Genomic DNA, 11,759 nt, shown 5'->3' on the forward strand with positions numbered 1-11,759 from the left:
GAGCAGGGTTCGGATCAGGGTCAGGTGCTCGGTCGGGTGAGGTCGTAGAAGGTGGCCGAACCGACCGTGACCTCTTGGAAGTTGGCCTCCACCCACGAGGTGATCTGCGCCGGGGTGCCGGAGGCGTCGTCCGTGCCGCCCATGGCTCCGCCGCCTCCGCCTCCGACGAAGTAGTGGATCTCCCCGTCGGCCACGTACTTCTTGAACTCGGCGAGCGTCGGCGAGGGGTCCGTACCGTTGAAGCCGCCGATCGCCATCACCGGGTCACCGGTGCTGAGCTGGTAGCTCGCGGCGTTCTGGGCACCGATCGCGGCGGCGACCCAGGTGGAGCGGTCGGCGTCCGCCTCCAGCAGTTCCCTGGCCTCGGAGTCGACCTGGGCGCCGTTGAGCAGGCCGCCCATGCCACCGCCGCCCCCGCCCATGGGACCGCCTTCACCGGTCCGACCGGCCGGGGGCGACTGGCCGTTCGGAGCGGCCTGACCGTTCGGAGCGGCCTGACCGTTCGGGGCCGTCTGGCCGTTCCGGCCCGGTGCGCCTCCGGGAAGGCCGCCGTTGCCGGGACCACCCTGGCCCTGGCCCTGCTCCCGGCCGGGCGTGGTCCCGCCGCCGGGAAAGGTCCCCCGGCCACCGCCACCGCCCGGGCCCCCCATCATGCTCGCGCCGGCCGGACCGGCGGTCACGATGGAGCCGCTGTGCCCCTCCCGCACGGTGCTCAGCGTGTACGCGGTGGGCGCGGCCAGCGACGCCACCAGGCCCAGCGCCGCCACCGTGAGCGCGGTCCGCCGCCCCAGCCGCCCGACGAAGACGCACCCGAGAGCGGCGACCAGGCCCCCGACGAGGACCAGCCACTTCAGCCAGGGCAGGTAGTCGGGCGTGCGGCCGAGGAGGACGTACCCCCAGGCCGCGGTCGCCGTGACGGCGGCGGCGAGGACGAGGGACGCCCAGATCCGCTCGCGCCGCTCCCACAGCACCGCGGCGCCCATGCCGACGACGGCCGCCAGGTAGGGCGCGAGGGCCACCGTGTAGTACTGGTGGAAGATGCCCGCCATGTAGCTGAAGACGGCCGTGGTCGTCAGCAGCGACCCGCCCCAGACCAGGAAGGCCGCGCGGGCGGGGTCGGTACGGCCGCCGCGCCGCGTGGCGACGAGCCCCGCGACGAGGAGGATCAGGGCGGCCGGGAGCAGCCAGGAGATCTGGCCCCCGATCTCGGAGTTGAACATCCGGTCCCAGCCGGTCTCGCCCCACTGGCCCCCGCCGCCCGTGCCGCCACCGCCGCCGACGCTGCCGGTCTCCTCGCCGTTGAGCCGGCCGAGGCCGTTGTAGCCGAAGGTCAGCTCCAGGAAGCTGTTGTTCTGCGAGCCGCCGATGTACGGCCGCGACGACGCGGGCCACAGCTCCACGACCGCGACCCACCAGCCGCCGGAGACGACGATCGCGGCGGTCGCCACCGCCATCTGTCCCAGCCGCTTGCGCAGCCGCACCGGCGCGCAGACGCCGTACACGACGGCGAGCGGCGGCAGGATCAGGAAGGCCTGGAGCGTCTTCGCCAGGAACGCGAAGCCGATCGCGACGCCCGCCCACACCAGCCACCTGGTCCGGCCGTCCTCCAGCGCGCGGACGACCAGCCAGCAGGCGACGGACATCAGCAGTGCCAGCAGCGCGTCCGGGTTGTTGAACCGGAACATCAGCGCCGCGACGGGCGTCAGCGCCAGCACGGCACCGGCGATCAGCCCGGCCGCGGGAGTGAACCGGCGGCGCACCGCCGCGTACACGACGGCGACCGTCGCGACGCCCATCAGCACCTCGGGGACCAGGATCGACCACGAGCCGAGCCCGAAGACCCGCACCGCCAGGGCCATGGGCCACAGCGCGGCCGGGGGCTTGTCGACGGTGATGGCGTTCGCGGCGTCGAGCGAACCGAAGAAGAACGCCTTCCAGGACTCGCTGCCCGCCTGCACGGCCGCCGAGTAGAAGGAGTTGGCGTAACCGGAGGCGCTCAGGTCGTACAGGTACAGCAGGGCGGTGGCGAGCAGCAGTCCGAGGAGGGCCGGGCGCACCCAGCGGGCGTCCTCGGGGCGGCCCCGCCACAGCCGCCGCAGCCGCCCAGGTGTCCCGGGCGCGGCCCCACCCGGGGGACGCGCGGCCCCCGCGTCCGTCGTCCGGTCAAGGTGCGTCGTCATCGTCCGTCCCTCGGGTGGGTGTCGGCGGGGTGGGCCGGCCGGAGGCTCGCGGCGGCATCGTTCCAGGGGCGGCCCGCGTCCGGATACCGGGCGGCGGGCGGGTCCGGGACCGGCGGCGCGGGCACGGTGCGGGGTGCCTCCGGGGACTCCGCGGGCGGCGTGTCCGGGAACACCCAGGCGCGGAAGAGCAGGAACCGCAGCACGGTGGCCGCGAGGTTGGCGGCGATCAGCACCGCCAGCTCGGTGGAGTGGTCCGGGTCGGCGGTCGCCGCGTTCAGCGCGGCGAGCGAACCGGCGGTCAGGACGAGACCGATGCCGAAGACGACCAGCCCCTGCGCCTGGTGCCGTGCGGCGCCGGCCCGGCCCCGCACCCCGAAGGTCAGCCTCCGGTTGGCGGCGGTGTTGGCGACCGCCGAGACCAGCAGGGCCAGCGCGTTGGCGGTCTGGGAGCCGCAGAAGGGCCGGAAGCCGCTGTAGAGCAGCAGGTAGAAGAGGGTGGACAGGACGCCGACGACGCAGAAGCCGACGAGTTGCCGGGCCAGGCCCTGCGGTACGTCCGTCAGCTCCCGGTCCCTCGGGTCGTCACCGAACGGCCGGGCCAGCCGGTCCAGCGGCAGCGAACCGGTGGCCAGGGCCCTGCCCACCCGCCACACGCCCTTGAGGTCCTCGGTCGCGGTGCGCACGATGTGCACGGTCGAGTCGGGGTCGTCGACCCAGTCGACCGGCACCTCGTGGATACGGCAGCCGGCCCGTTCGGCGAGCACCAGCATCTCGGTGTCGAAGAACCAGCCGGTGTCCTCCACCAGCGGCAGCAGCACCTGGGCCACGTCCCGGCGGATCGCCTTGAAGCCGCACTGGGCGTCGGAGAAGCGGGCCTGGAGGGAGCCGCGCAGGATGAGGTTGTAGGACCGGGAGACGAACTCCCGCTTGGCGCCGCGCACCACCCGCGAGCTGCGGGCGAGCCGGGAGCCGATGGCGAGGTCCGAGTGCCCGGATATCAGCGGGGCGACCAGCGGCAGCAGCGCGTTCAGGTCGGTGGACAGGTCGACGTCCATGTAGGCGAGGACGGGCGCGTCCGAGGCCGACCAGACGGTGCGCAGCGCCCGGCCCCGCCCCTTCTGCTCCAGCCGTACGGACACGACCTCCGCCAGCTCGGCCGCGAGCCGGGCGGCGACGTGCGGGGTGGCGTCCGTGGAGGCGTTGTCCGCGACCGTGATGCGGAAGCCGTAGGGGAACGTCCGGGTGAGGTGGGCGTGCAGCCGCAGGACGCACGGCCTGAGGTCCTTCTCCTCGTTGTAGACGGGGACCACGACGTCCAGGACAGGCGTACCGGCTCCTGCGGCCGGGAGGTGCTCCCGTGCCGGCAGGGAGCCGGGAGAAGAGTCGGTTCGCATGGGCCCGACTCTTCTCACGTCCCCTGTCGCACCCGTGTGGTGACGCTGTGCCGTGCCTGTGAGTGGTCCCGGCCGCCGCCCTCGCCGGGCGGACCGTCCGGTGCGAGCGCGGGCAGGTGCAGGGTGAAGACCGTCCGTCCGGGCACGCTGCCGACCGTCACGGCACCGCCGTGCGCGGTCGCCACCGCCTGCACGATGGCGAGCCCGAGGCCCGTGGAGCCGGTCGCCCGGGACCGTGCCGAGTCGCCGCGCGCGAACCGTTCGAAGACGCGCGGCAGCAACGCGGCCGGGATGCCCTGCCCGTCGTCCTCCACGTCCACGCACAGCCACGCGCCGCTGCGCCGCACGCGCGCGGTGACGGTCGTGCCGGGTGGGGTGTGGGTGCGGGCGTTGCCCAGCAGGTTGACCAGCACCTGCTGGAGCCGGGCGGCGTCGGCCGAGACCAGCACGGGTTCCTCGGGCAGGTCGAGCCGCCAGTCGTGGTCGAGCCCGGCCGCGCGGGCGTCGCTCACGGTGTCCACGACCAGCGGTACGAGATCGGTCCGCTCGAACCGCAGCGGCCGCCCGGCGTCCAGGCGGGCCAGCAGCAGCAGGTCCTCGACCAGCAGGGTCATCCGCCCGGCCTCGGACTCGATCCGGCCCAGCGCGTGCCGGGTGTCGGGGCCGACCTGTTCCCGCCCCCTGCGGGTGAGTTCGGCGTACCCGCGGATGGAGGCGAGGGGGGTGCGCAGCTCGTGGCTGGCGTCGGCGACGAACTGCCGTACCCGCGTCTCGCTCTCCTGCCGTGCGTGCAGCGCTCCGTGCACGTGGTCCAGCATCCGGTTGAGCGCGGCGCCCACCCGGCCGACCTCGGTGTGCGGATCGCACTCGGCGTCCGGGACGCGTTCGTCGAGGTTCACCTCGCCGGCGTGCAGCGGCAGTTCGGAGACCCGGGTGGCGGTGGCGGCGACCCTGCGCAGGGGGCGGGTGGCGACGCCGACGATGACGGTCCCGGCGAGGGAGGCGGCGACGAGGCCGGCGGCGGTGACGCTGGCCTCCACGAGGATCAGGGTGTGGAGGGTCCGGGTGACCTCGGAGGTGGGGACGGCGGCGTAGTAGCCGTCCTTGTACTGCACGCGGTAGTCGCCGAGGCCGCCGATGCCGACGGTGTGCGTCCGGCCGTCCCGCTCCACGGTGGCCAGCTCGGCCCGCTGGGCCCCGGTGAGGGAGACCGCGGTCATCCCGCTGAAGTCGGTGCTGTCGTCGTCCTTCTCGCCGAACGCGGCGTCGACGACGGTGCCGTCCCGCACCTCGGCGACGATCGTGCCGCGGGGCTGCGGGCCGCGGGTGACGAACTCGTCGAGGTCGATCCGCTGCGGGCCGTCGCCGCCGGGCTCGGGGTCACCGGGCGGCTTGAACCCGGACACCCGCATCGCGACCTCGCGCACCTGCCCGTCCAGCTGCTCGTACAGGTGCGACCGCAGCGCCACCGTCGTCACCGTGCCGATCACCGCGCACACCACCGCGATCAGCGCCACGGACGCGACGACGAGCCGCGTCCGCAGGGTCCGCGGCCGCGGTCGTCGCCGTCGGCTCACGAGGCGGCGGGCTTGATCAGATAGCCGGCACCGCGCCGGGTGTGGATCATCGGCTCGCGCCCGGCGTCGATCTTCCGCCGCAGGTAGGAGATGTACAGCTCGACCACGTTGGCCTGGCCGCCGAAGTCGTAGGACCACACGCGGTCCAGGATCTGCGCCTTGCTCAGCACCCGCCGCGGATTGCGCATCAGGAAGCGCAGCAGCTCGAACTCGGTGGCGGTGAGGTGGATGCCGTCGCCGCCCCGGGTGACCTCGTGGCTGTCCTCGTCGAGGGTGAGGTCGCCGACGACGAGCACGGAGTCGGAGCGCCGGTCGGCGGCGCCGGAGCGCCGGATCAGTCCGCGCAGCCGGGCGACGACCTCCTCCAGGCTGAAGGGCTTGGTGACGTAGTCATCCCCGCCGGCCGTCAGCCCGGCGATCCGGTCCTCGACCGCGTCCTTCGCGGTCAGGAACAGCACCGGCACGTCCGGCAGGTCGCGGCGCAGCCGCCCCAGCACGCTCAGCCCGTCCATGTCGGGCAGCATCATGTCCAGCACGACGGCGTCGGGCCGGAACTCCCGCGCGGCCTGGACGGCACCGTGCCCGTCCCCGGCGCTGCGGATCTGCCAGCCCTCGTAGCGCAGGGCCATGGACAGCAGCTCGGTGATGGACAGCTCGTCGTCCACCACGAGCACCCGGACGGGGCTCCCGTCCGGCCTCAGCAGTTCGGTGCGCCCCTGGGGCGAGGTCGTGGTCATACCGGACACGATGTCGGGGCGCTCTGAGAGCACCCTTTTCCCGAGCTGTGATTTCCCTGAGAAACCCACAGGGGGCTCTCAGGGAAACGCCGCCGGACCTCAGGCTCCCGCCCGGTCGGGCCCCGGCAGCCCGAAGAGCCGTGCCGCGTTGTCGTGGCACACGCCCCGCAGCCAGTCGTCCCCCAGCTCCAGCCGCTCCAGCGCGTGCAGCTGGTGCAGGTAGGGATAGGGGATGTTGGGGAAGTCCGACCCGAGCAGCACGCGGTCGCCGACGTCCGCCAGCCGGGGCAGCGCCCGGCGCGGGAAGGGCGCCAGCCGCTCGCTGAAGTCGGTGAACGCCATGGTCGTGTCCAGCCGCACCTCGCCGTACCGCTCGGCGAGGTTGAGGAAGTCCTCGTACTCGGGCATCCCCAGGTGCGCGACGACCAACCGCAGCCGGGGGTGCCGCGCCAGCACCCGTGCGATCGGCTCGGGCCCGGTGTGCTTGCCGGGGGCGGGCCCGGACCCGCAGTGGATCACGACCGGCACCCCCGCCTCGGCGAGCACCCCCCACGCCTCGTCGAGCAGCTCGTCGGCCGGGTCGTACGCCCCCACCTGCACGTGGGCCTTGAAGACCCGCGCGCCCGCCTCGACGGCCTCCCGGACGTACGTCCGGGCTCCCGGTTCCGGGAACAGCGTGGAGGTGTGCAGGCAGTCGGGCGTCCGGCGGGCGAAGTCCACCGCCCAGCCGTTCAGCCAGCGGGCCATGCCCGGCTTGTGCGGGTAGAGCATGGCCGTGAAGGCCCGCACCCCGAACCGCCTCAGCAGCGCCGTGCGTTCGTCCTCCTCCTGCCGGTAGGTGATCGGCCACTCGACGCCGCCGGTCAGCGGTCCCAGGGCGTCGAAGTAGCCCCAGACCTTGCGCAGCACGCGTTCGGGCATGAAGTGCGTGTGCACGTCGACCAGTCCGGGCAGCCCGAGCCCCTCCCAGAACCGACGGACCCGTCCGGCCTCGTGATCACTCATGCGGCCACCATCGCCCCCGCCACGCCCGGGGACAAGAGGTCGGGGGGGCGGGGCGAAGGGAAAGCTAGGACGCCGGCGCGAGGTCAGAACAGCCCGTCCTGTACTCCGGCCGCTCCTTTGAGATCCCGCACCGGCACGGCACACGGCGCGCCACCGGCCGGCACCAGCTCCCACCCGGTCATCAGCCGCGTGTCCAGCACGACGACCCCGCGCTCCGTCGCCAGATGCAGATCCGGGCCCGCGGCCGCCACCAGCTCACCTCCGACCGCCCCGCCCGCCACCAGCTCGGCCACCTCCGCCACCGCGGCCGGCCCGGGTCCCGCCCCCGCGACCCCGAACACGCCCGCGTGGTCCACGCCCCGGAACGGCTCCGGCGTCAGCGACTCCGGCCAGCCACCGAGCCCCACCGCCCGCGCGTGCAGCTCCGCGATCTCGGACAGCCGCTCCGCCTCGGACTCGGGCAGCCCCGCCCGCACCGCTCGCTTGCGGGCGTACGGGATGCGGTCGGGCACCCGCAGCGCGGCCCGCAGCAGCTCCTCGGTGCGCCGCGCGGCCATCAGCGGCCCGTGGCCCAGCCAGCTGAAACACACGGCCCCCTGCTCCAGGAGCCGGGCGTCTCCCCGTGCGTACGCGGTGATCCCCACCTTGACCAGGCCCGGCCCGAACCACGCCAGGTACACGCGGTACGGCCGCGGGTCGTCCGCGATCGTGTCGGCGGCCACGGAGTGCACCCGGTCCAGCCGCGCGCACTCCTCGCACCGCGCCCCCGTGCTCCGCCCCGGCACGGCGGTCTCTGCCGGACACGCGTGCCCCCGCGCACCCACGCACGTCCGCACACCCTCTTCGGCGACCGCGAAGGCCACCCGCTTCCCCCGGGTCAGCGCACTGCCCCGCCCGCCGACCCACCGCAGCACGGGACCGTCCGCCGCCCATCGCAGCCCCGCGCACTTCCACGCCTGTGCCATCGCCGTCGAGACTACGGGCCACCACTGACAACGCCCCCCGGCGAACCGGGGGGCGTCGTACGGGACAGCGGGTGTGTCAGAGCCAGGCGGTCCCCAGGTAGAGCTCCTCGACCCCGGTGACGTTCTGCACGTTGGCGTCGTAGGCGAACTCCCTGTAGGCGGGCTGCCCGAAGTGCGGACAGGCCATGTGGGAACCGTGGAGTTGGGTGCCCGAGGTGGTTCGGAAGGTGATCCACCAGATGGCGCAGCCGCCGTCCGGAGTCACCCAGCCGCCGCCCGGCAGCAGGTCCTCGACCCAACCGGTCACTCGGGCCTGCCCGTTCTCCACGCAGACCTCGATCTCGCCCCTGCCGTGCTTGTGGGTCTGGCTGTCGGTGACACACTCGGGTGCCGCCACCGCCGGCCCCGAGGCGGCCGAGGCCGTCGGCACCGCGAGCAGAGCCGCCGTTCCCAGCGCTCCGGCGATGGCTGTCGCACGCACGAATCCACGCATGTCGTGTCCTCCCCCTGATCGACAGCGATCACCGTACAAGGCGGCCACAGCCGAACAGTAGATCGAAAAGAGCCGTCCCGACTGGCCGAACATGCACTTTCCTGTCGAAAGTGCCCACCCCTGGGTAGGGTACGAGCATGGCCGACAGCAGGACGACCCTCGTGAGCCGCGCACGCGCCACCGAAGCGACGATGTGCCCCGAGCGTCTGGTCATGGAGCACGTCACCAGCCGCTGGGGCACCCTGGTCCTGATCGCGCTGCTGGACCGCCCGTACCGCTTCAGCGAACTGCGCCGGGAGATCGGCGGGGTGAGCGAGAAGATGCTGGCGCAGACCCTGCGCACGCTGGAGCGCGACGGCCTGGTCCACCGGGACGCCAGACCCGTCATCCCGCCCCGCGTGGACTACTCCCTGACGGAGCTCGGCCGGGAGGCCGCCGAGCAGGTACGGGACCTCGCGCTGTGGACGGAGCGGCGGATGGCGGCCGTCGAGCGGGCCCGCGCGGCGTACGACGCGGCGAAGGCCTGACGCACCCGGCGCGCCGGGCGTACCCGGCGCGCCGCCACCCGCGGCCGCGTCACTGCTGCAGGACCGCCTTCATGACGCTCTTGGCGATGGGCGCGCCGAGACCGCCACCGGAGATGTCCTCACGGGAGATGTCCATGTCGGTCGGGTCGATGAAGACGGCCACGGCGACGGAGGACCCGTCGTCCTTCTTGCCGTAGGAGACGAACCAGCCGTAGGGCACCTCGTCGTTCACGTCGACACCGCGCTGCGCGGTGCCGGTCTTGCCGCCGACCGTGATGCCGTCGATCTGGGCGCGGCGGGCGCTGCCCTCCTTGGCGGTGAACTCCATCATCTGCTGGACCTTCTGCGCGGTCTCGGCGGAGACCGCCTCGCTCATCACCGCGGGCTCGGTCTTCTCCAGCGTGCCGAGGTCGGGGCCCTTGACCTCGTCGACGATGTAGGGCTGCATCACCTTTCCGTCGTTGGCCAGTCCGGCGGTGACCAGGGCCATCTGCATCGGTGTGCTGGTGAGGCTGCCCTGGCCCATGCCGGTGAGCGCGGTGCCCGGCGCGTCGAGGCCCTCGGGGTAGAGGCTCTTCGTGGCGAGCAGGTCCCCGAAGTCGTCGGAGTAGACGTTCTCGTTGAAGCCGAACTTCTGGGCCGTCTCCCGCAGCTTGTCCTGCCCCAGCTTGGCGGCGGCGTCGAGGAAGACGTTGTTGCACGAGTACTGCATGGCGGTCTTCATCGAGGCCTTGTTGCAGACCCCGTCGCCGGCCTCACTGCCGATCTTGTTGCTGGACTGCGGCAGGGGGTAGGGCGACACGGCGTCCGTGCGGGCGTCGATATCGCTGACGATCCCGTGCTCCAGCGCGGCGGCCGCGGTGAGGATCTTGAAGGTGGAGCCCGGCGGGTAGGTCTCCCGCAGCGCGCGGTTGGCCAGCGGCTTGCGCTTGTCCTTGTCGAGCGCCACGAAGCGGTCGGACTCCTTGAAGGTGCTGCCCGCGAAGACCGACGGGTCGGCGGACGGCGCGGAGACCAGGGCCAGCACCTTGCCCGTCGCCGGGTCGAGGGCGACGACGGCGCCCCGCGCGCCCTTCAGGTCGGTCAGCCCGTCCCAGGCGGCCTTCTGCGCCTTGGGGTCGATGGTGGTGACCACCGAACCGGCGCGCCGGCCCTCACCGCTGACGACGTCGGCGAACCGCTGGAAGGCCAGCCGGTCGTCCTTGCCGGTCAGGATGCCGTCGTAGGTCTTCTCCAGCAGCGTCATGCCCTGGGCCTGCGACGCGTATCCCGTCACCGGCGCGTACATCGGCCCGTCGGCGTAGGTGCGCTTGAACTTGAGGTCGGTGCCGTTCACCTCGGTGGAGCCGGTGATGGCCCGGCCCCCGACGACGATGTCCCCGCGCGGGGTGGCGAACTGCTCGATCTGCACCCGCCGGTTCTTGGTGTCGGAGGCCAGCTCCGGCGCCCGGACGTACTGCAGCCAGTTCGCGCGGATCAGCAGCCCGAGCACCAGCAGCCCACAGAAGATCGCCACAGCCCTCAGTGGCTTGTTCACCGGTTTCCCCCGTCGAGACTCGGCCGGACGGATATGAAGACGCGTCCTCGCAACATGGGCACACCCTAGACACAGTCACGGAGGCCGTTCATCCGGGTGGCGAAAAGCCAGAGGCCCCGTCGACTGCTCGACGGGGCCTCTGGAAGATGTGCACTCGGCAGGATTCGAACCTGCAACCTTCTGATCCGTAGTCAGATGCTCTATCCGTTAAGCTACGAGTGCTTGTCCTGTTCAGTTTTACCGCCGCTCCCGTTCCTTCCGGCCCGTTCGCGGCGACAGGAAGAACATTACATGACTGCCGCCGTCATGTGAAATCCGTTAGCCCCACCCCTTGTGAGCTGCGAAAACGCCCTTCAGGACGTCAAGCGGGGACCCCGGACAGCACCGAAGCCCCGGCCGTGTGGGCCGGGGCTTCGGTGATCGTGCGGAGGCGGAGGGATTTGAACCCTCGATGGGCTTTAAGACCCAAACCGCATTAGCAGTGCGGCGCCATAGACCGGACTAGGCGACGCCTCCAGACAACATCACCTCTCGCGTGCGAGCGCGAGTGGCGCGTGCCGATGATGACACAGTCGAGCGCGCTGTCACCAATCGGCCCCCACGGTACTAGGCGGGCGGGCCGCAGGGCAAAGCCGTTGCGGCCCGGTCCGCGGACGGCCGCGCAACGTACGGCGGGCCGGCGCGTTAGTCAGGGCATGCTCCAGGTCACCCGCATCCCCGCCGCCCGCCTCCTCGGCGCCGCCGCGCTGTCCGTCGCCTCCCTCGCCTCCCTGTCCGCCGCGCACCCGGCCGCGGCCCACGGCCCCGGCGCACCGGACGGCGACCACCTCACCGTCACCGTCCGGGACGCGGGGCCGGGCGCGGACGGGACGTACGAGCTGCACTGCGGCCCGGCCGGCGGCAGCCACCCCGACCCGGCCGGCGCCTGCGACGTCGTCGAGCGCGACACGCGCTGGGGCCAGGACGCCTTCGCCCCGGTCCCCGAGGGCAGCTTCTGCACCATGCAGTACGGCGGACCGGCCACCGCGCACGTCACGGGCGTCTGGGCGGGGCGCCCCGTCGACGTGACGTTCGACCGGCGGGACGGCTGCGAGATCTCCCGCTGGGACCGCATGGTGCCGCTGCTGCCCGAGGTGGGGGCGCCGGGACGGCCGTGACCGGCCGCCTCCCGGAGCGCGGAGGGGGCGGCGCGCGGGCGCCCGGTCACACGTTCTACGTCACTTCCGCGTGCGACCTCCGTCCCGTCCCACCCCGCCCGGCGGGCCCCAACCCTTAGACTCCCTCGCGTGACACGCTGCGGGCCGATTGGCAAGATGGCCCGAGCGGTCGGCAAGTGCGGTAACA

Annotated in this window: 10 protein-coding genes and 2 tRNA genes; 2 read left to right on the top strand and 10 right to left on the bottom strand. The window is 72.9% G+C overall.

Features of this window, described 5'->3' with window-relative positions; genetic code table 11:
- Positions 1-20: 20 nt before the first annotated feature.
- The 7 genes from ACZ6EG_RS08525 to ACZ6EG_RS08555 all read right to left on the bottom strand — a co-directional run bounded on the left by ACZ6EG_RS08525 (position 21) and on the right by ACZ6EG_RS08555 (position 8,351).
- Positions 21-2,180, bottom strand: a complete 2,160-nt coding sequence (locus tag ACZ6EG_RS08525) for a glycosyltransferase family 39 protein (protein ID WP_391971685.1) — start codon at positions 2,178-2,180, stop codon at positions 21-23.
- A complete protein-coding gene (locus ACZ6EG_RS08530) occupies positions 2,177-3,574 on the bottom strand; it encodes a bifunctional glycosyltransferase family 2/GtrA family protein (RefSeq protein ID WP_469602789.1) in 1,398 nt (465 codons plus the stop codon). The genes ACZ6EG_RS08525 and ACZ6EG_RS08530 overlap by 4 nt, the downstream gene beginning before the upstream one ends.
- A gap of 14 nt (positions 3,575-3,588) precedes the next feature.
- On the bottom strand, positions 3,589-5,151 hold the full coding sequence (locus tag ACZ6EG_RS08535) for a HAMP domain-containing sensor histidine kinase (RefSeq protein WP_469602792.1): 1,563 nt from the start codon (positions 5,149-5,151) through the stop codon (positions 3,589-3,591).
- Positions 5,148-5,888: a response regulator transcription factor gene (locus ACZ6EG_RS08540; protein WP_391971688.1), complete on the bottom strand. Its 741-nt coding sequence runs from the start codon at positions 5,886-5,888 to the stop codon at positions 5,148-5,150. The genes ACZ6EG_RS08535 and ACZ6EG_RS08540 overlap by 4 nt, the downstream gene beginning before the upstream one ends.
- Positions 5,889-5,987: 99 nt before the next feature.
- A complete protein-coding gene (locus ACZ6EG_RS08545; RefSeq protein WP_469602797.1) occupies positions 5,988-6,893 on the bottom strand; it encodes an amidohydrolase family protein in 906 nt (301 codons plus the stop codon).
- 83 nt (positions 6,894-6,976) lie between these two features.
- A complete protein-coding gene (locus ACZ6EG_RS08550) occupies positions 6,977-7,858 on the bottom strand; it encodes a DUF2797 domain-containing protein (RefSeq protein WP_469602800.1) in 882 nt (293 codons plus the stop codon).
- Positions 7,859-7,934: 76 nt separating this feature from the next.
- Positions 7,935-8,351, bottom strand: coding sequence for a hypothetical protein (locus ACZ6EG_RS08555; RefSeq protein ID WP_469602803.1), 417 nt, complete (start codon positions 8,349-8,351; stop codon positions 7,935-7,937).
- A gap of 137 nt (positions 8,352-8,488) precedes the next feature.
- On the opposite strand from ACZ6EG_RS08555, the gene ACZ6EG_RS08560 reads away from it, so the two are divergent.
- Positions 8,489-8,878: a winged helix-turn-helix transcriptional regulator gene (locus ACZ6EG_RS08560; protein ID WP_391971692.1), complete on the top strand. Its 390-nt coding sequence runs from the start codon at positions 8,489-8,491 to the stop codon at positions 8,876-8,878.
- A 49-nt stretch (positions 8,879-8,927) separates the two neighbouring features.
- On the opposite strand, the gene ACZ6EG_RS08565 is transcribed toward ACZ6EG_RS08560, so the two are convergent.
- The 3 genes from ACZ6EG_RS08565 to ACZ6EG_RS08575 all read right to left on the bottom strand — a co-directional run bounded on the left by ACZ6EG_RS08565 (position 8,928) and on the right by ACZ6EG_RS08575 (position 10,931).
- Positions 8,928-10,415 (bottom strand): peptidoglycan D,D-transpeptidase FtsI family protein, encoded by a 1,488-nt coding sequence (locus ACZ6EG_RS08565; RefSeq protein WP_391971693.1) that lies wholly within the window; start codon positions 10,413-10,415, stop codon positions 8,928-8,930.
- A gap of 149 nt (positions 10,416-10,564) precedes the next feature.
- A tRNA-Arg gene (locus ACZ6EG_RS08570) sits at positions 10,565-10,637 on the bottom strand.
- A 203-nt stretch (positions 10,638-10,840) separates the two neighbouring features.
- Positions 10,841-10,931 (bottom strand) — tRNA-Ser (locus tag ACZ6EG_RS08575).
- Positions 10,932-11,110: 179 nt separating this feature from the next.
- Here ACZ6EG_RS08575 and ACZ6EG_RS08580 point away from each other — a divergent pair.
- A complete protein-coding gene (locus ACZ6EG_RS08580; protein WP_391971694.1) occupies positions 11,111-11,572 on the top strand; it encodes an SSI family serine proteinase inhibitor in 462 nt (153 codons plus the stop codon).
- Positions 11,573-11,759: the final 187 nt, after the last annotated feature.

Source organism: Streptomyces sp. NPDC041968 (genome assembly GCF_055589025.1).

Excerpts from the sequence above, each read along its gene's own strand:
- ACZ6EG_RS08560 (WP_391971692.1), top strand. The coding sequence starts at position 8,489 with ATGGCCGACAGCAGGACGACCCTCGTGAGCCGCGCACGCGCCACCGAA.
- ACZ6EG_RS08580 (WP_391971694.1), top strand. The coding sequence starts at position 11,111 with ATGCTCCAGGTCACCCGCATCCCCGCCGCCCGCCTCCTCGGCGCCGCC.
- ACZ6EG_RS08545 (WP_469602797.1), bottom strand. The coding sequence starts at position 6,893 with ATGAGTGATCACGAGGCCGGACGGGTCCGTCGGTTCTGGGAGGGGCTC.
- ACZ6EG_RS08555 (WP_469602803.1), bottom strand. The coding sequence starts at position 8,351 with ATGCGTGGATTCGTGCGTGCGACAGCCATCGCCGGAGCGCTGGGAACG.
- ACZ6EG_RS08550 (WP_469602800.1), bottom strand. The coding sequence starts at position 7,858 with ATGGCACAGGCGTGGAAGTGCGCGGGGCTGCGATGGGCGGCGGACGGT.
- ACZ6EG_RS08540 (WP_391971688.1), bottom strand. The coding sequence starts at position 5,888 with ATGACCACGACCTCGCCCCAGGGGCGCACCGAACTGCTGAGGCCGGAC.
- ACZ6EG_RS08530 (WP_469602789.1), bottom strand. The coding sequence starts at position 3,574 with ATGCGAACCGACTCTTCTCCCGGCTCCCTGCCGGCACGGGAGCACCTC.
- ACZ6EG_RS08525 (WP_391971685.1), bottom strand. The coding sequence starts at position 2,180 with ATGACGACGCACCTTGACCGGACGACGGACGCGGGGGCCGCGCGTCCC.